Origin of the sequence: Pantoea sp., from assembly GCF_028283705.1 — a bacterium.
Taxonomy (GTDB): Bacteria; Pseudomonadota; Gammaproteobacteria; order Enterobacterales; family Enterobacteriaceae; genus Pantoea.
This window is the reverse complement of record NZ_JAPWKD010000034.1, coordinates 375,057-394,553: the sequence shown is the minus strand read 5'-3', so window position 1 is coordinate 394,553 and position 19,497 is coordinate 375,057. Positions and strand designations below refer to the sequence as shown.

Annotated in this window: 15 protein-coding genes; 2 read left to right on the top strand and 13 right to left on the bottom strand. The window is 56.4% G+C overall.

Annotated elements, in window-relative coordinates; genetic code table 11:
* Positions 1 to 24 precede the first annotated feature (24 nt).
* Positions 25 to 753: an oxidative stress defense protein gene (locus PW844_RS28600; RefSeq protein WP_084876569.1), complete on the bottom strand. Its 729-nt coding sequence runs from the start codon at positions 751 to 753 to the stop codon at positions 25 to 27.
* A 218-nt stretch (positions 754 to 971) separates the two neighbouring features.
* Between PW844_RS28600 and PW844_RS28595 the strand changes: the two genes are divergently transcribed.
* Positions 972 to 2,279 carry an MFS transporter gene (locus tag PW844_RS28595; RefSeq protein WP_299460013.1) on the top strand — a complete coding sequence of 436 codons (1,308 nt, stop codon included), beginning with the start codon at positions 972 to 974 and terminating at the stop codon, positions 2,277 to 2,279.
* On the opposite strand, the gene PW844_RS28590 is transcribed toward PW844_RS28595, so the two are convergent.
* On the bottom strand, positions 2,266 to 2,964 hold the full coding sequence (locus tag PW844_RS28590) for an IclR family transcriptional regulator (RefSeq protein ID WP_299460010.1): 699 nt from the start codon (positions 2,962 to 2,964) through the stop codon (positions 2,266 to 2,268). The genes PW844_RS28595 and PW844_RS28590 overlap by 14 nt on opposite strands.
* Positions 2,965 to 3,020: 56 nt before the next feature.
* Between PW844_RS28590 and PW844_RS28585 the strand changes: the two genes are divergently transcribed.
* Complete coding sequence (locus PW844_RS28585) at positions 3,021 to 5,300, top strand: FAD-dependent oxidoreductase (RefSeq protein ID WP_299460008.1); 2,280 nt, start codon at positions 3,021 to 3,023, stop codon at positions 5,298 to 5,300.
* Here the strand turns inward: PW844_RS28585 and argO are convergent.
* The 11 genes from argO to PW844_RS28530 all read right to left on the bottom strand — a co-directional run bounded on the left by argO (position 5,279) and on the right by PW844_RS28530 (position 19,442).
* Positions 5,279 to 5,902, bottom strand: a complete 624-nt coding sequence (gene argO / locus PW844_RS28580) for an arginine exporter ArgO (RefSeq protein WP_299460004.1) — start codon at positions 5,900 to 5,902, stop codon at positions 5,279 to 5,281. The two genes, PW844_RS28585 and argO, sit on opposite strands and share 22 nt — an antisense overlap.
* 116 nt (positions 5,903 to 6,018) lie before the next feature.
* Positions 6,019 to 6,894, bottom strand: a complete 876-nt coding sequence (gene mscS / locus PW844_RS28575) for a small-conductance mechanosensitive channel MscS (RefSeq protein WP_299460001.1) — start codon at positions 6,892 to 6,894, stop codon at positions 6,019 to 6,021.
* A gap of 188 nt (positions 6,895 to 7,082) precedes the next feature.
* Positions 7,083 to 8,162: a class II fructose-bisphosphate aldolase gene (gene fbaA, locus PW844_RS28570; RefSeq protein WP_084876575.1), complete on the bottom strand. Its 1,080-nt coding sequence runs from the start codon at positions 8,160 to 8,162 to the stop codon at positions 7,083 to 7,085.
* 114 nt (positions 8,163 to 8,276) lie between these two features.
* On the bottom strand, positions 8,277 to 9,440 hold the full coding sequence (pgk, locus tag PW844_RS28565; protein ID WP_299459992.1) for a phosphoglycerate kinase: 1,164 nt from the start codon (positions 9,438 to 9,440) through the stop codon (positions 8,277 to 8,279).
* Between the two features lie 51 nt (positions 9,441 to 9,491).
* Complete coding sequence (gene epd / locus PW844_RS28560; protein WP_208716366.1) at positions 9,492 to 10,511, bottom strand: erythrose-4-phosphate dehydrogenase; 1,020 nt, start codon at positions 10,509 to 10,511, stop codon at positions 9,492 to 9,494.
* 294 nt (positions 10,512 to 10,805) lie between these two features.
* A complete protein-coding gene (gene tkt / locus PW844_RS28555; protein WP_299459987.1) occupies positions 10,806 to 12,797 on the bottom strand; it encodes a transketolase in 1,992 nt (663 codons plus the stop codon).
* Between the two features lie 291 nt (positions 12,798 to 13,088).
* On the bottom strand, positions 13,089 to 13,502 hold the full coding sequence (locus PW844_RS28550) for a YidB family protein (protein WP_299459984.1): 414 nt from the start codon (positions 13,500 to 13,502) through the stop codon (positions 13,089 to 13,091).
* Between the two features lie 32 nt (positions 13,503 to 13,534).
* Positions 13,535 to 14,455, bottom strand: a complete 921-nt coding sequence (gene speB / locus PW844_RS28545) for an agmatinase (RefSeq protein WP_299459981.1) — start codon at positions 14,453 to 14,455, stop codon at positions 13,535 to 13,537.
* A gap of 141 nt (positions 14,456 to 14,596) precedes the next feature.
* On the bottom strand, positions 14,597 to 15,817 hold the full coding sequence (locus PW844_RS28540) for an HlyD family type I secretion periplasmic adaptor subunit (protein WP_299459978.1): 1,221 nt from the start codon (positions 15,815 to 15,817) through the stop codon (positions 14,597 to 14,599).
* Positions 15,814 to 17,994, bottom strand: a complete 2,181-nt coding sequence (locus PW844_RS28535; protein WP_299459975.1) for a type I secretion system permease/ATPase — start codon at positions 17,992 to 17,994, stop codon at positions 15,814 to 15,816. The genes PW844_RS28540 and PW844_RS28535 overlap by 4 nt, the downstream gene beginning before the upstream one ends.
* Positions 17,991 to 19,442: a TolC family outer membrane protein gene (locus tag PW844_RS28530; protein ID WP_299459972.1), complete on the bottom strand. Its 1,452-nt coding sequence runs from the start codon at positions 19,440 to 19,442 to the stop codon at positions 17,991 to 17,993. The genes PW844_RS28535 and PW844_RS28530 overlap by 4 nt, the downstream gene beginning before the upstream one ends.
* Positions 19,443 to 19,497 lie beyond the last annotated feature (55 nt).

The following is a 19,497-nucleotide window of genomic DNA, read 5'->3' as shown; positions in this document are numbered from 1 at the left end:
GGGGCGCCGCAGCGCCCCTTCTTATTACTGTGCGTTCGGTTTGATATCGAACACCACATCCACCTGATCGTCAAAGTGAATGCTCTGCTGCTCATAGGTCTGCTGTGCTGAGGTATCCGCTTCGGCGGCTGAGGCTTTAAACATGCGCGCCATCGGCATCGGCTGGTAGTTAGCAACGTGATAACGGATGCTATACACCGGACCCAGTTTGGCGTTAAAGCCTTCGGCCAGCGCCGCCGCTTGTTGCGTCGCATTGGCGATTGCGGCTTTGCGTGCCTGGTCTTTGTAGGTTTCCGGGTGTGCCACGCCGAGGTCCACGGCACGGATTTCGTTCAGACCGGATTTCAGCGCCCCATCCAGCAACTCATTCAGCTTCTCCAGCTGACGCAACGTCACCTGCACCTGACGCACCGCGCGATAGCCTTTCAGCACCGATTTACCCTCTTTGGTGTAATCGTACTCTGGCTGAGTGCTCAGATTGGCTGCATCAATATCTTTCTTTTCGATACCGTTTTTTTGCAGGAAATCAAAATATTGCGCGACACGGCTGTCGGCTTGTTTTTTCGCATCTGCCGCATCTTTCGATGAAACATTCACCACAATCGAAAGCGTAGCGATATCCGGACGGGCCTCCACGCTGGCCTGTCCTGAGGTGACCACATGCGGTCCGTTCGGCAATTCACCCGCCAGAACCATACCAGGCAATGCGCCTGCGCTCATTACGGCGGCCAGCGCCAGTGCTTTCAGTTTCACGGAAGTCCTCCTTGAAGAGTCAGTTCTAAGGCCGCCACTATGGCGAAGCCCGCTACACATTACCATGCGTGATGGTCTGAGTTTTGATTCTGCTAAAAGTTCGGGCACTCTGCTGTTTTATCGTCTCCGCGATCACAAAATCACCGATGTTTATTCGCTGAATTTCCGTACAAATGTTTCTATTAAAGAAACACTCTGACCTCCGGGAGAGTTTCACGATGACAGAGCAGCCAATAACCCAAGCTACCGCAGGCATCCGCGCCGGACGCACCCGCTTTCTGATGCTGGGTCTGGTGTTTATCAACATCATCATCAATTATATGGATCGCACCAATCTGTCGGTCGCCGCCACGGCGATGACGGGCGAACTGCGTTTCACCCCGCTGGAGATGGGGCTGATCTTCTCTGCCTTTGGCTGGATTTACGCCGCGTTGCAGATTCCCGGCGGTTTTCTGATTGACCGTCTTGGTGCACGGCTGGTCTATGGCGTCGGGTTATTTATCTGGTCACTGGTCACTGCGCTGCACGCCTTTGCCGGTAGTTTCCTCGCGCTGTTTGGTTTGCGGCTTGGCGTCGGTGCTTTTGAAGCGCCGGTGATGCCCGCCAATAATCGGGTGATTTCCAGCTGGTTCCCGGAACAGGAACGCGCCAGCGCCATTGGCATTTATTCTTCGGCGCAGTTTGTCGGCCTCGCCTGTATGACGCCACTGCTGTTCCATGTGCAGGATGTCTTTGGCTGGCGCGGTTTGTTTGTGATCACCGGTGTCGCAGGCATGATTTGGGCGCTGGTGTGGTACCTGCTCTATCGTGAACCGACCGAACATAAAGGCGTTTCAGATGCCGAGCTGAATTATCTGCGCAGCAATGGCGCGCTGCTGGAAAGCCGTCAACACGCCAGCCAGCCACGCGCCCGCTGGCAGGATCTGGCGCACATGTTCCGCAGCCGCAAACTGGTGGGCATTTATATCGGCCAGTTCACCATCTCCGCCACCTTCTGGTTCTTCCTTACCTGGTTCCCAACTTACCTGGTGGAATATCGCCATATGGGATTTATTAAGAGCGGCTACGTGGCGGCGGTGCCCTACTTTGCGGCCTTTTGCGGCGTGTTGCTGGCGGGATTCGCCTCCGATCGTATGATGCGACGCGGCGTCTCTGCCAGCGTAGCGCGCAAGCTGCCGGTGATCCTTGGGCTGTTTCTGACGCTGTTTATCCTCGGGGCCAACTACACCGATAACGCGACCCTGATCATGCTGTTTATGTCTGTCGCCTTCTTTGGCAATGGGCTGGCCACCATCACCTGGGTCTTTGTCACCGCGCTGGCACCCCGCCATTTGATTGGTCTCGCCGGAGGGGTGTTCAACTTTACCGGCGCGCTCTCCTCGATTGTGGTGCCGATTGCCATTGGCGCGTTAATTGATGGCGATAATTTTGCCCCGGCACTGGCCTTTATTGCCGTGCTGGCTGCCATTGGTATCGCCAGCTATCTGTTTATCGTCGGGAAAATTGACCATGTCAGCGCGCACTGATCATACGCTCGGCCAGCGCCTGCAACTGCGCCAGCCGCTGGCTGAGATGCGCTTCATCCGTCTGCCAGATTTTGGCGAAAGCCAGTGCCGCACGGTTATTGTTAATCGGCTTCGCCATGCTGACTTCGCCATCATCACGATGCCAGATGAGGGTGTCCTGCGACCGTTTACGTGCCAGCAACGGGGCCAGCTGCGTCCATTGCTCATCACTGAAGCGCGGTCGCAGCGCTTCGTCGCTTTCCGCCGCCAGCAGCGAGACACCAATTACCGACTGCCAGGCAGGCAGCATATGGAATCCCGCCAGCGCCTGGCTGGTACTGGTGCGCTCGCCAGGCTCCGAGTGCCAGATATAGATCACCTGATCCTCCCACAACACGCCCAATGCCACCACGATGTCACGCGGTGCGTGCGCCTCCAGCTGCGGCAGCGCCTGGGCAAACAACGACGAACCCCGAATCGCCTGGGCCGCCAGCGCGTGGACCCCCGGTCCGGGCAAATAACGGCGATGTTCGTCCTGCATCGTCAGGCCGATAGCGGCCATGGTCATCAGCAGACGGTTTACCCGTGTGCTGTTCATCCCCATCTGGCGCGCCAGCTCACGGCAGCCTACGGCTTTGCCACTGGAGACCAGATATTGCAGACAGCGAATACCGTCAATCAGGCTTTGATTGGGTTGAGAAGACATAAGTCACCCTGTGGCGGTCAAAAATTTAATCTTAGCTTCAGAGCTACAGGAATGAAATGATGCAAATTTTCTCCTCTCAGCCCGCCCGTGCGTTCCCACTGCAAACATTGCAGGCCGATGTATTGATTGCGGGCGGTGGCCTGGCGGGCGTCTGTGCAGCGCTGGCAGCTGCGCGTGATGGTTTGCAGGTGGTGTTGATCCAGGATCGCCCGGTACTGGGCGGCAATGCCTCCAGTGAAGTGCGCCTGTGGGCCAATGGCGCGACCTCGCATATGGGCAACAACAACCGCTGGGCGCGGGAGGGCGGCATCATGGGCGAGATCATGGAGGAGAACCTGTGGCGCAATAAAGAAGGCAATCCGGTGCTGTTTGATATGGTGCTGCTGGATTTAGTGCAGGCGCAGCCGGGCCTGACGTTGCTGCTCAATACCACGGTCAGCGAGATCGAAAAGTCAGGACGGCAAATTGAGGCGGTGCACGCCTTCAATGCCATTAACCAGACGCGCTATTTTGTCAGCGCCCGGCAGTTTATCGATGCCAGCGGAGACGGGGTGCTCGGCTATCTGGCCGGGGCGGCGCATCGCGTCGGGGCCGAATCGGTGGAAGAATTCGGCGAGAAGATGGCCCCAGGTGAACATTTCGGCCATAAACTCGGTCACTCGATTTACTTCTACACCAAACGCACCACACAGCCGGTGCGCTTTGTTCCCCCCAGCTTCGCCTTGCAGGATATCCAGGCGATTCCGCGTTATAAACGCCTGACTTCCGAACTGAACGGCTGCGATCTGTGGTGGCTGGAATGGGGAGGACGGCTTGATACGGTACATGAGAGTGAAACCATCAAATGGGAACTGTGGAAAATCGTTTGGGGGGTGTGGGACTACATCAAAAACTCCGGTGAATTTCCCGATGCCAACAACCTGACCATTGAATGGGTCGGCTTAATCCCCGGCAAACGGGAGAGTCGCCGCTTTCTCGGCGCGACCCTGTTGTGCCAGCAGGATATTGTTGAACAGCGGGATCATTATGATGCGGTGGCCTATGGCGGCTGGTCGATTGATTTGCACCCCGCTGATGGCGTCTACAGCGAACATGAGGGCTGCCGTCAGTTCCACAGCAAAGGTACCTACACCATCCCGTTTCGTGCGCTCTACAGCCAGTCACTGGACAATCTGCTGCTAACCGGCCGCCTGATCTCCGCCACCCATGTGGCGTTCGGCAGCGCCCGCGTGATGTGTACCTGCGGCGTGCTCGGGGAAGTGGTGGGACACGCCGCAGCGCTTTGCCAGCAACAACAACTCACCCCGGCCCAGCTGGCCGTACCTGAGCGTATCGGGCAGTTGCAGCAACAATTACTGCGTCAGGGTGCTTATATTCCACGCCAGCAGTTGATCAGCCCGGCTGGCGCGGCAAAAATCGCGGTCAGTAGCACCCTCCAGCTCACTACCCTGCCTGCTGATGGTGGCTGGCATCCGTTGCAATCACGCTGTGCACTGCTGCTGCCGGTGAAAGCCGGTGAGCGCCTGCCCGCGCTGAGGGTACATTTACGTGCCACACAAAAACAGTCGTTACAGGTATCGTTGCTGACCAGCGAAAACCCGGCCAATACCTGCGGCGATCGGCAACTGGCCAGCCACACCCTGCTGGTTAACGATCAGGGCGAGTATCGGCTGGATTTTGCTTACCGCGCCGATTGCGATCGCTATCTGATGATCGCCTTCGCGGAAAACCCGGCGATTGAGGTTGCCCTGACGCGTGTGCAGCTGCCGGGCGTGATGATGGTGTTCAACAGCCTGAACCCGCGCGTGGCGAAGCGGACGCGCCAGATTAACGATGGCGATTATGGTGTCGATGAGTTTGATTTCTGGCTGCCGCGCCGCGCGCCGCAGCAGATACTTTTCGCCTTTAGCCTTGAGGCACCGCTGCAACTATGGCATCGCGACTATCTGCTGAATGGCAAGCTGCGACCGGAAAGCCACACCAACGGCTGGGTTCCCGCGCTCGACGATGCCGCGCCTGCGGTTAGCTGGCAATGGGAGCAACCCCAGCAGGCCAGCCAGTTAACCCTGCTGTTTGATAACGATTTTGACCACGCGATGGAGACAGTACAGATGGGCCACGCGCAGGCGGTAACGCCGCACTGCACCACCCATTATCGTCTGTGGCTGGATGAAATGTTGCTGGCAGAGGTCAGAGACAACCATCACTCCCTCTGCCATCACGCGCTACCCCCTGGGGTAAATTTCCGGCAGATACGCCTTGAGATGCTTGCCAGCGCCGGTGCTGTACCCGCGCTCTACGGTTTGCATCTGCATCACCAGTTGGCGATGCCCTGACGCGCCAGCTGGAAGGCGATCACCCACATTACCGATCCCACCAGCAGGTTAATGATCCGCTGCGCCCGCACGGTGTGCAGCCGCGGGGATAACCAGGCCGCCAGCAGTGCCAGGCCAAAAAACCAGATAACCGAGGCACTGACGCTGCCCAGTGCAAACCAGCGCCGCGCTTCTGCCGACGGTAGTTGTCCACCCAGGCTGCCCAGCACCACAAACGTATCAATATAAACATGCGGATTGAGCCAGGTCACCGCCAGCATGGTGGCGATAATGCGCCAGCGTCCCTGTTTCATGACTTCTGTCGATGCCAGCGACACATCACCCTGCCAGGCATTGCGTAGTGCGCCCCAGCCATACCAGGTCAGGAAGGCTACCCCTGCCCAGGTGATCAGCATCAGTAATAGCGGTGACTGATTGAGCAACGCACTACCACCAAAAATCCCGCCGCAAATCAGCGCGATATCACTCAGCGTACAGAGGGCTGCCGTCATCAGATGATAATGGCGCTTAATGCCTTGATTCATCACAAATGCGTTTTGCGGGCCTAGCGGCAGAATGAGCGACGCCCCAAGAGCAAGCCCTTGTAAATAAACAGATAACACGTAATTTTTCCCATCAACAGTAGCGATGACGTGGAGTATAGAGAGGCGTGGGTATTAGAGGAAATGGAAAGATTTAATAGGTCATTAGCAAAACTGCTAATGACCTGGCAGGATGATTATTCAGCGCGCTCAGCTACCGCAGCGTCACTTTTCACCTGATGGAAATGCACATCCATCTGCGGATAAGGGATGCCGATACCATGCGCATCAAGTGTGCGCTTGTAGTTTTTCAGCAGATCCCAGTAGACGTTTTGCAGGTCGCTGCTTTTGCTCCAGCAACGCACCACAAAGTTGAGCGAGGAAGCCGCCAGCTCGTTCAGGCCGATCTGAATCCCCATATCCTTCAGTACGCGCTCGTCGGCTTCGGTCACTTCTCTCAGCAACGCAATCACCTGGTCCACATCGGCATCGTAAGCCACGCCGATAATAAACTCGTTACGGCGAATGGGTTCACGGGAATAGTTGACGATGTTACCGGCAATGATCTTACCGTTGGGCACCACGACGATTTTACCGTCGGCGCTTTTCATGGTGGTGGAGAAGATCTGCACGTTCTGTACCGTACCCGTCACGCCGCCGAGATCGACAAACTCACCGGTACGGAACGGACGGAAAGTCACCAGCAAAACACCAGCGGCGAGGTTAGACAGCGACCCCTGTAACGCCAGACCTACGGCCAGACCTGCGGCACCCAGTACGGCGATAACCGAAGCCGTCTGCACCCCCACGCGCCCCAGTGCCGCGATAATGGTGAAAGCGATGATGCCATAGCGCACCAGCGCCGACAGGAAGTCCGCCACGGTCGCATCGATATGGCGCGCCACCAGCACCCGGTTGATGGTGTTAGAAATCACGCGCGCCACAATCATCCCGATGATGATGATGGCAATCGCCGCGACAATATTGACGACATAGCTCAGGATCAGCTCCTGATTACGTACCAGCCATCCGCTCGCGTTGTTAATGCCGTCAACGACATTTAAATCTTCCATTTGTTAGCCCTGTTGTTGAGTTTCCCGCAGGAAAGAACAAAAACTGCCAGAATGAATCCGACACTCCCGTGTACAAGGGTAAACAATAATGGGGATGAGCGCCAAAGGTGGTCTGAATTTACTGAATATTCCGAAAATAATGCGTAAAAAAAGGCCCTTTCGGGCCTTTTTTGTACTGTAAGTAAAAATTACAGCACGTCGATAGCGTTCAGCTCTTTGAAAGCCTGTTCCAGACGAACCACCATGGAAGCCTGAGCAGAGCGCAGCCATACACGCGGATCGTAGTATTTCTTGTTCGGGCTATCTACGCCGTTCGGGTTACCCAGCTGGCCTTGCAGATAGTCTTCGTTCTTTTTGTAGTACTGCAGGATACCGTCCCAGGTTGCCCATTGGGTGTCGGTATCGATGTTCATCTTGATCACGCCGTAGCTGATAGATTCTTCGATTTCCGCAGCAGAAGAACCGGAACCACCGTGGAACACGAAATCCAGCGCGTTATGCGGCAGACCGTGTTTTTCGCTGACGTATTTCTGAGAATCACGCAGGATGGTCGGGGTCAGTTTCACGTTACCCGGCTTGTACACACCGTGTACGTTACCGAAGGAGGCAGCGATAGTGAAACGCGGGCTGATTTTGCTCAGCTCGGTGTAGGCGTAATCAACGTCCTGCGGCTGGGTGTACAGAGCAGAAGCGTCCATGTGGCTGTTGTCCACACCATCTTCTTCGCCGCCGGTGCAGCCCAGTTCGATTTCCAGGGTCATACCCAGTTTCGCCATGCGGGTCAGGTATTTGCTGGAGATCTCGATGTTTTCTTCCAGTGACTCTTCAGACAGATCGATCATGTGAGAAGAAAACAGCGGTTTACCGGTTTTGGCGAAGTGTGCTTCACCCGCGTCCAGCAGACCGTCGATCCACGGCAGCAGTTTTTTCGCGCAGTGGTCAGTGTGCAGGATAACCGGCACGCCATACAGTTCAGCCATCAGATGCACGTGATGCGCACCGGCGATAGCACCGGCAATCGCCGCACCCTGCGGTTTATCGGTTTTGTAACCTTTACCGGCGATGAAGGCAGCACCACCATTGGAGAACTGAACGATGACCGGCGATTTCACTTTCGCTGCCGCTTCCAGTACCGCGTTGATGGAATCCGTGCCGACGCAGTTCACTGCTGGCAGGGCGAATTTGTTCTCTTTCGCCACTTTGAAGATTTTCTGAACGTCGTCACCAGTGACAACGCCGGGTTTTACGAAATCAAAAATTTTAGACATGGTTGTGTCCTGTTTCGTTTACCGTTCATCCCCGAATCGAGGGGGACTGGATTTTATGCCCCATAAGCGTCAGGGCAAGCCTTCAGGCGACGCCAGAGCGTCGCCCCCAAATGATTACTGCTTCGCGCGCTCTTCCAGCATGGCAACAGCAGGCAGTTTTTTGCCTTCCACGAATTCGAGGAATGCACCGCCACCGGTAGAGATGTAGGAGATCTTGTCTTCGATACCGAACAGATCAATCGCTGCCAGGGTGTCACCACCGCCTGCTACGGAGAACGCTTCGCTATCAGCGATAGCGTTAGCAATAATTTCAGTGCCTTTGCGGAAGTTCGGGAATTCGAACACGCCAACCGGGCCGTTCCACAGAATGGTTTTGGCGTCTTTCAGCAGTTTCGCCATGGCCAGTGCGGTTTCGTCACCGAAGTCCATAATTTCTTCGTTATCCGCCACTTCGGAAACCTTTTTCACGGTTGCCGGTGCGGTTTCAGAGAATTCTGTGCCTACGCGGGAATCGGTCGGAACCGGAATACCGTACTGGTCACGCAGGCCTTTCGCCGCCGCAACGAAGTCCGGCTCGAACAGGGATTTACCCACGTTGTTGTCGATAGCCACGAAGGTGTTGGCGATACCGCCACCGACGATCACGGTGTCAGCGATTTTCACCAGCGACTGCAACACGTCGAATTTAGTAGAAACTTTAGAACCACCCACCACCGCCACCAGCGGACGCTGCGGGTTGCTCATCACTTTGCCCAGCGCTTCCAGCTCGGCAGACAGCAGCGGACCGGCACAGGCGATCGGTGCGAATTTGCCGACACCATGAGTAGAGGCTTGTGCGCGGTGCGCGGTACCAAAAGCGTCCATCACAAATACGTCGCACAGCGCAGCGTATTTTTTCGACAGCGCTTCGTCGTCTTTCTTCTCACCTTTGTTAAAACGAACGTTTTCCAGCACCACCAGCTCACCCGCAGCGACGTCAACGCCGTCGAGGTAATCTTTTGCCAGGGTAACATTGGTGCCGTTCAGTTTGTCTTTCAGATAGTTAACAACCGGTAACAGGGAGAACTCTTCGTTGTATTCACCTTCGGTCGGACGACCCAGGTGAGAGGTAACCATCACTTTCGCGCCCTGTTTCAACGCCGCTTCGATGGTGGGCAGAGAAGCACGGATACGTGCATCAGACGTCACTTTCCCTTCCTTCACTGGTACGTTGAGATCGGCACGGATCAGAACACGTTTTCCAGCAAGATCCAGATCGGTCATCTTAATTACAGACATGGTGAACCCTCTCGTTGATTCTCATAAGTTTTGCCAGACGCAGACCGCGTCTTACCTGAAACCGCTTGCGGCCATTGCTAACGTTGTGTCGAGCATGCGGTTAGCAAAGCCCCATTCGTTGTCACACCAAACCAGGGTTTTGATGAGGTGGTGACCACTGACCCGCGTTTGGGTGCCGTCCACAATGGCACTGTGCGGATCATGGTTAAAATCGACTGAGACTAACGGTAATTCCGTATAGTCAACTATACCACGAAATGCCCCTTCTGATGCGTTTTGCAGCAAGGCGTTGACCTCACAAGCCTTCACCGCCTGACGTACCGAAACGCTTAAATCAATGGCTGTCACGTTGATGGTTGGCACACGCACCGCGATAGCTTCGAAGCGATCGTTAAATTTCGGAAAAATACGCGTAATGCCCGCCGCCAGACGCGTATCCACCGGAATGATCGATTGGCTTGCAGCACGAGTACGCCGCAGATCACTGTGATAGGCATCAATCACCTGCTGATCGTGCATCGCCGAATGGATCGTGGTGACGGTGCCCGACTCAATGCCAAAGGCGTCATCCAGCAACTTTATCACCGGAATAATACAGTTGGTGGTGCAGGATGCGTTGGAGACAATGCGGTCAGTTTGTTTAAGAGCCTGTTCGTTCACACCGAACACTACCGTGGCATCCAGATCGTTGCCGCCCGGATGCGAGAACAACACCTTCTTCGCGCCCGCCTGCAAATGGGCTTCGCCATCCGCACGGCTGCCAAAAACGCCGGTGCAGTCCAGCACGATATCGACATTCAGTTCCTGCCACGGCAGGGTGGCGATATCGGCCTGATGCAGGATACGGATGGTATCGTCACCGACGAACATCAGATCGCGCTCCTGGCGTACGTCAAAGGCAAAACGACCATGGCTGGTGTCATACTTCAGCAAATGCGCCATCCCGACGGCTTCAGCCAGTTCATTGATCGCCACCACGGTGATTTCCGCCCTGCGGCCCGTTTCATACAGTGCGCGCAGCACATTACGCCCGATACGACCAAAACCATTTATAGCTATGCGAACGGTCATCTCTACCTTCAACAACACCTGAAAAAACGTGCCGTTAGCCTGAGCGTTTCAACCTGTTTTGTACAGGGAATTCTTGCTGGCCAGTACAGGGGGAAAACGGTCACATCGCCACAACTGAAACGGTTCAGCCAGAATAAAGCAAGGAAGGAATAACAGGAATGATTGCGATCAAGTGCGCTGCTGATTATTGGATCTGTGTCACAAAATCAGCCAATTTAAGATTATTACTGGAGGAATAATTGGGTGTTTTTACGCCAAAAACAAATCGGGCGGCACTCAGGCCGCCCGTAGGTCTTACAGAATAGATTTCGCAGTCGCAACCACATTCTCAACGGTGAAGCCGAACTCTTTGAACAGCAGTTCTGCCGGAGCCGACTCACCAAAGGTAGTCATGCCGACGATAGCGCCGTTCAGGCCGGTGTACTTGAACCAGTAATCTGCGATACCGGCTTCAATTGCCACGCGCGCAGCCACTGCTTTCGGCAGCACGGATTCGCGGTAGGCCGCATCCTGCCTGTCGAACGCATCGGTAGACGGCATGGAAACCACGCGTACTTTGCGGCCTTCGGTGGTCAGCTGGTCGTAAGCGGCTACTGCCAGTTCCACTTCTGAACCGGTGGCGATCAGGATCAGTTCCGGCTGACCGGCACAGTCCTTCAGCACATAACCGCCGCGCGCCACGTTCGCCAGCTGTTCAGCCGTACGATCCTGCTGCGCCAGGTTCTGGCGGGAGAAAATCAGCGCGCTCGGGCCATCCTGACGCTCGATAGCGTATTTCCACGCCACCGCAGATTCCACCTGGTCACACGGACGCCACAGGCTCATGTTCGGGGTGGTACGCAGGCTCGCCATCTGCTCAACCGGCTGATGCGTCGGACCGTCTTCGCCCAGACCGATGGAGTCGTGGGTGTAGACCATCACCTGACGGATCTTCATCAGCGCCGCCATACGCACCGCGTTACGCGCATATTCCACGAACATCAGGAAGGTGGCGGTGTACGGCAGGAAGCCACCGTGCAGCGCGATACCGTTGGCGATGGCGGTCATACCGAATTCACGCACGCCGTAATGGATGTAGTTACCGGCCGGGTCTTCGTTGATCGGCTTAGAGCCGGACCACATGGTCAGGTTGCTTGGTGCCAGGTCAGCCGAACCGCCGAGGTATTCCGGCAGGATTTTACCGAAGGCTTCGATGGCATTCTGCGACGCTTTACGGCTGGCGATTTTCGCCGGATTCGCCTGCAGCTGCTCAATGAATTTCTGTGACTCTTCTGCCCAGTTGGCCGGCAGCTCGTTGTTCATACGACGTTTGAATTCAGCCGCCAGCTCCGGGTGCGCCGCCGCGTAGGCCGCGAATTTCGCGTCCCATGCCGCTTCTTTCGCCTGACCGGCTTCTTTCGCATCCCACTGCGCGTAGATGTCTGACGGGATTTCAAACGGTGCGTAGTCCCAGCCCAGCTGTTTGCGGGTCAGCGCCACTTCCGCGTCGCCCAGCGGGGCGCCGTGGGAATCATGGGTACCGGCTTTGTTCGGGGAACCGAAACCGATAATGGTTTTGCACATCAGCAGAGAAGGCTTGTCGCTGACCGCTTTAGCTTCTTCCACCGCTTTTTTGATGGCGTCAGCGTCGTGACCGTCCACGCCGCGCACCACGTGCCAGCCGTAGGCTTCAAAGCGTTTTGCGGTGTCGTCGGTGAACCAGCCATCCACGTGACCGTCGATAGAGATGCCGTTGTCATCATAGAAGGCAACCAGTTTGCCGAGTTTCAGCGTACCGGCGATGGAGCAGACCTCGTGCGAGATACCTTCCATCATGCAGCCGTCGCCCATGAACACATAAGTGTTGTGGTCCACGATGTCGTGGCCCGGACGGTTGAACTGCGCCGCCAGGGTGCGTTCAGCGATAGCGAAACCGACGGCATTGGCGATGCCCTGGCCCAGCGGGCCGGTGGTGGTTTCAACACCAACGGTGTAGCCGTATTCCGGGTGACCTGGAGTTTTGGAATGCAGCTGACGGAAGTTCTGCAGCTCGCTCATTGGCAGATCGTAACCGCTGAGGTGCAGCAGGCTGTAAATCAGCATTGAGCCGTGGCCGTTAGACAGTACAAAGCGGTCACGTGCGGCCCACTGCGGGTTCGTCGGGTTATGGTTCAGAAAATCACGCCACAGAACTTCGGCGATATCTGCCATACCCATCGGGGCACCCGGGTGTCCCGATTTGGCTTTCTGTACTGCATCCATACTTAACGCGCGAATGGCGTTGGCAAGCTCTTTACGAGAGGGCATTTTCTACTCCAGGTCGGATTAATACTTCGCCACTCCTAACTTATTGTAATTAATCAGCTATCAGGCGAAGCAAGGGAAAAGTTGCACATCAATGTACATGAAAATCGGGGCAAAAGTACATGCTGCGGGGTGCTAAATTAGGGAGCCTGCGGTTGCAATTTAGCTGCCGTCTGCTAGCCCGCAGAGATAATCGCAGCGAGGGAATGTGACAGGTGGTTGTTTTGACGTAAATAAAAGGTGAAGACAAATGCGATTGTAGCGGCACGATTTATCGCGCCGCTACGGGGTATATCACCGCTTAAACAGCTGATCCACCATCGAACCTAAATCCAGCTGGTTATCATGCAAACTCTGCTCATCCAGCTGTCCCTGCGGTGACATTTTATCGATCAGTTGCGGCAGCAGCAGCGCCAGTGTCCCGGATGCGCCCGGCACATCAGTACCGAGCTTATCCGCCAGCGACTGCAAATCTGCCTGACCAAACGCCGACTGGATATCGCCACTGTCCACTGGCTGGTTATTGCCGGTGCCAATCCACGAACCCAATACGTCGCCTAACCCGCCCTGCTGGAATTTATGCAGCAGCACTTCAACGCCGCCCTGCTCCTGTACCCAGTGCCAGATAGCCTGCAACTGACCCAGCTGATTGCCCGGCCCGGGGCTACCCTCCAACGATCCGACTAAATCATCCAGTAAGCCCATCATGACCTCCGAAGATTAATTGACCGTCAGTAAGTTTAGCCCTTATTGGCCGCCTGCACGTGAAGCATGTCCAGCGCCAGCGTTGCCGCAGCCAGCGAGGTCAGATCGGCGTGATCGTAACCCGGTGCCACTTCCACCAGATCCATCCCGACAATATTCATGCCCTGCAAACCACGAATCAGCTTAGTGGCTTTATCGGTGGTCAGGCCGCCAATCACTGGCGTGCCGGTGCCCGGTGCGTGGGCCGGATCGAGGCAGTCGATATCGAAGGTCAGATACACCGGCAGATCGCCCACGGTGCGTTTTATTTCCGCCAGGATGTCATCCACGCTACGGTCGTTCACCTGCGCCGCATCCAGCACGTTAAAGCCGAGGCTCTTATCAAACTCGGTACGGATACCGATCTGCACCGAATGATTCGGATCGATCAGCCCTTCTTTCGGCGCGGTGAAGAACATGGTGCCGTGGTCAAAGGTTGGGCCGTTGGAATAGGTGTCGGTGTGCGCGTCAAAGTGCACCAGCGCCATTTTGCCGAAGTGCTTCGCATGGGCGCGCAACAGCGGAAGCGTGACGTAATGGTCACCGCCGAACGTCAGCATGCGTTTGCCATTTGCCAGCAGCTTTTCGGCGTGCGCCTGCAGTTTGTCAGACAGATCCTGCGAATCGCCGAAGGCGTACACCAGGTCGCCACAGTCCACCACGTTGAGACGCTGGCGCAGATCAAAATCCCACGGCCAGCGGCAGCCTTCCCACGCAAGGTTGGTGGAGATCTGACGGATCGCCCCCGGCCCTAAACGGCTGCCCGGACGGCCTGATGTTGCCGCATCGAAAGGTACGCCGGTGATCACCCACTCGGCATCGCTGTCGTAGGGCTGGAAGTTAACCGGAAAACGCATGAAACCAAAGGCGTTCGAAACCAGGGAGTTATCATATTGATTACCCAGGGTGTTATACATAAATCGTCCTCTTTAGATCCTGAATCAGCGTATTAAGTTATAGGTGAAATATGACCAAAAAAAATCCCTTCCGCGTCGTTAAACCCGACGAGGAAGGGATTTGATGGCGCTGATTATCGCGAAGATTGGCTCCGCCTGCAATTAACGTTCGCGCAAGGCTTCTTTGGCGCGGTTAAACGGTTTAATCAGATAATCCATCACCGTCTTCTCACCGGTTTTAATATCCACCGTCGCCACCATACCGGGGCTGATCGAGAAACGTTTACCGGCCTTGTTCTGCACAAAATCATGGTCGGTGCGAATATAGACGCGGTAGTAATAAATCTCCGGTTTCACCTCATCCTGGATGGTATCCGGCGAGATGCTCTCCACCACGCCATCGAGGCCGCCATAAATGGAATAGTCATAGGCGGAGATCTTCACCAGCGCTTTCTGATCCGGATGAATAAACGCGATATCACGCGGGGAAAGGCGCGCTTCAATCAGCAGATGATCGTCCATCGGCACGATATTCATCAGTTCGCCATTCGGCGGGATAACGCCACCTACCGTGGTCACCTTGATATCTTTCACCACGCCGCGCATTGGTGCACGAATCGTCAGGCGACTCACGGTATCTTCGCGCCCTCTGACCGTCTGCAACAGGCTATCGGCTTCTGCCGTGGCTTTCGCCAGATCCTCACGCGCCTGCACATAATATTGTGAGCGCACATCCGTCATCTTCAGTTCGAGGTCTGACTTATCACGCTGCAAACGCAGCACTTCGACGCTACTGGCTGCGCCGGTTTTTGCCAGACGCTGGGTAATCGCCAGCTCACGGTTCGCCAGATTGAGCGATTGCTGGATTTGCGAGGTTGAATCCCTCAACTGCGCACGACGCGTGTTGTACAGACGGGTTTCTGAGGCGATCAGGTCAGGAAATTTATTCAGCGCGGCCGGAAACGTCAGCGGCAGATCGTTGACCTCGGCATTAAGGCGCGCACTGGCCGCCAGCGCAGCACGGTAACGGGCGGCACTCTCCCCCACGCTGGATTCCGAGCGAATCGGGTCCAGTTTCGCCACGATTTGTCCAGCCTCGACATGGCTGCCTTCGTGCACAAAAATATCGTCAAGGATGCCCCCTTCCAGCGATTGCAGCACCTGATCATGGGAGCTGGGGATCACTTTGCCGGTGCCGGTAGAGACTTCATCCAGCACGCCAAACCAGGCCCAGATGCAGCTGACCAACAATAAAAAGAAGCTGATGATGATCAGACGTACCGCGCCTGAATAATGCGTTTCCGATTGCAGATCGCCCGCCAGGTCGTCAGAGCTGTCGCCTTCCGCCGCCACCAGCCGCAGTTTTGCCGGTAAGTGTTTCATGGGTTGGCCTCCGGACGCGGATTCGACGCGCGTGGCGGTGGTAATGCATTCTCTTTCGGGCTGTCCATCACCAGTTGTCCCTCTTTTAATACCAGGATGCGATCCACCAGCGCCAGAATAGCCGCCCGGTGGGTAGCGACGATCAGGGTGCGGCCATTCAGCCACTGCCCGAGCCGCTCGATAAACTCTTTTTCTGTGTGAGCGTCCAGCGATGCGGTGGGCTCATCCAGCAGGACGATATTGGGATCGCGCAGCAGCATCCGCGCCAGCAGCACTGACTGGCGCTGACCGCCCGATAGTCCGACACCACCTTCCATCACCGGATGATCAAGGCCGAGCGGCAAACGGTGGATAAAATCAGCCCCGCCACTCACCACCAGCGCGGCAAAAATGGCGTCATCGGTGGCGTGTGCCGCGCCCATTGTCAGGTTTTCCCGCAATGTGCCGTGGAACAGGCGCGCGTTTTGCGTCATCAGGCCCACGTTGCGCCGCACATCCGCCAGATCGATATGCGGCAGGCTGAGGTTGTCCAGCAGCAGCTCACCGCCAATCAGCTCTATGCCACCAATCATCGCCTGCAGCATGGTCGATTTACCGGCTCCGTTACGCCCCAGCACCGCAATGCGTTCGCCCTGCTTGATCGTCAGACGGTTGATGCGCAGCGCCACGGTGAGCGTGTCGCTGTAATAACGGAACATCGCGTCGTTAAACTGATAGTTACCAAACAGCACCGGGCAATGAATGCGGGTTTCGTCGGTGCTGTTCTCCACCGGCAGCGCCATCAGGCCATCAAGGCTGGTTTTCGCCGCTTTGACCTGCTGCCAGCGTGCCAGCACGCCACACAACGTCGCCATCGGCGCAATCATGCGTGATGACAACAGCGATGCCGCCACGATGGCACCGGTGGTGATATCGCCGTCGATAACCATCGGCGCACCAATCACAATCACCGTGGCATAAACCATGCCCTGAATGGTGACGCCCCAGCTCATCAGCGAGTGCATCGCTTTACGCGTCTCCACGCCCGATTGCGCGGTGATGCGAATATAGCTGTTCCACTGTTGCAGAAAGCGGTCCTCCGCCTGCATCAGCTTGATATCCTCCAGCCCCTGCACGCTCTCCACCAGCACCGCATTGCGTAAGGTCGATTCCTTCAGCGCCTGCTGCGCCAGCTTCGACAGTTTTTTCTGCATAAACACACCCGGCAGCACCATCAGAATCACCGCCACCGGCGCGACCCACGCCAGCTGCGGAGCGATGATCGCCATCACCAGTAAAAACAGCAGGAAAAACGGCATATCGACAATCGCGGTCACGGTGGTGGAGGTGACCATCTCGCGGATCGCCTCCAGCTCGCGCAGCTGCGAGATAAAGGTACCGGTGGAACGCGGCACCGCGCTGTTGCGCAGGCGCAGCGCATGACCAAATACCCGGTCGGAGACGCGCATATCCGCCCGCTTGCCGAGCAGATCGGTCACATGATCGCGCCCGACGCGCAGGATGTAGGTGAAGATCACCGAGATAATTACCCCGATATACAGCACATACAGCGTGGGATAGGATTGCGCCGGGATCACCCGGTCATAGACCTGCATCGAAAAGATGATCCCCACCAGCGCCAGCAGGTTGATCAGAAACGATCCCAGCATCACATAACCATAAGGGTGTAGATCTTTCAGTACCAGACGGCGTAACCAGTCCGGTTTCATGGCTTCGAGATAGCGATCGACCCGGCTGTCTTTCGCCGGTGCCAGCGGGCGCAGCGCGGCGGCAAAGCAGATGTCCGGCAGCAGCGCCAGCAGCGAAACGGGCGTCGGCTGTTCATCACCGGCAAAGTGCACACGCACTTCGTCTTCGCCATCGAAGGCGGTGATCACCCCCACCTGGCCATCTACCAGTTCCACAGCCAGCGGCAGACGCCAGTGGGTCAGCTGCCATTTGTCATCCTCATACAGCTGTAACGATAAACCGGCCTGACGCGCCAGATGGCGTAACGCCTTGTCGCGCGTCTGTTTGCCCTGCCACTCGCTGGAGGCGAGGATCATGCCCGGCGAACAGGGTAAGCGATAATGTGTGGCGATCAGGATGATCGCCGTAGCCCATCCGTGTAAGGGAACGCCTCCTTCAGCCTGATCGGGTTTTCCGCCAGGGGCGTCGGGTATTTGCAGTTGCGTCATGGCTGGATCTCCACGGACTGGATCCGCTGATTATTCAAAGCAAACGCCGACCGCATATGCCCGGTGCTATAGAGGCAATCGAGCTGCAGCGAGCGTAACTGGCTGATGGTTTGCTGAAGCGTGAAACGGGTCTGGTACACCTCCTGCTCGGCGTTCAACACATCAAGCAGAGGACGGGTGCCCAGTTGCAGATATTGGTCCTGGTAGAGTTGCTGAGTTTTCTCAGTCAGCTGTTGTTGTCGTCCCAGAATGTTGAGACTGAGGGCAAGACTTTGTGACTCATTTTGCGATTCACTCAGCTGTTGCCGCGCTTTTAAACGCGCCGAATTGACCGCCGCATTGGCTGAACTGAGTGCATTGGCGGCCGCATCACGACTGGCGGTCATCCCACCGCCCTGATAAATCGGCATCTCCACTTTGACCCACGCGGAATACTGGGTGCGATCCAGCGTTTCGCTGCTGGCATAGTGGTCGTTGAGATAATGGGTAACTTCCGGTTCGAGTGAGATGGTCGGCAACATTTGCGCGTTGGCGTTATCCAGCTTGGCCTGCGCCTGATTGGCCGCCGCCCAGGCGGCGAGCACCGCCGGAATCAGCCGATCTTCCGCCTGGGATGACTGGCAGGATCGCATCAGTTTTGCGGGAAAATCATCACTAACGTTATTCACCGTGGGCCAGCCGAGATAGGTTGCCAGCGTAGCGCGCCAGCGATCAAGATTGGCCTGATATTGCGTCAGGGTGGTACGCGCCCCTTCAATACGCGCATCGGTTTGCGTGGCATCAGAGAGTGACGCCGCCCCTTCGTCGTTACGCTGGCGGGCCAAATCACCAATTTTACTCAGCGCTGCCAGCTGCTGTCGGGCAATGACCACCAGCTGCTGATAGCCCTGCACTTCAATCAGGGCAGCAGCCGTGTCATGTGCCACGGTGTCGATGCTGACCAGTACGTTGGCCTGCTCCTGCGCCACGCCCGCTTCGGCGGATCGCACTGAGCTGCTGACTTTGCCAAAGTCATACAACATTTGTGATATCGAGAGGACAAAAGAGGGACTGTAGCCCTTTTCCGTGTAGCTATTGGAGTAGCCGTTATTCATCCCGGCGCTGATTTGTGGATAGTATTTGGCCTTCGCCACATCAACCTGATCGGCCTGCTCCAGTAGCTTTCCCACCGCTTCGGCAATATCGGGATGCCAGTGCACCGCCCGCTGTACTGCCTGATTAAGCGTCAGGGTATCCGGGACGTGGTTCAGTGCGGGTTCCGCCACTTCGCCGGTTAATGAGGGCAGGTCCTGCGGTTGTGACAGACCCTGTGTGGTAATGCGACCGGCCCTGGTCAGGGCAGTATCAGCCGCGTTTGCTTGTGAATGAGTGAGAAAGGCAATGCCAGCACAGAAAACGCTGAGCTTCCAGGAACGGCGAGATAGTGCGCTTGATTGCATCAGGTCCATCGATAGTCCACCCGTGATTGATAGAAACAGGCACATCCTTGTGCCCCGGTTCATC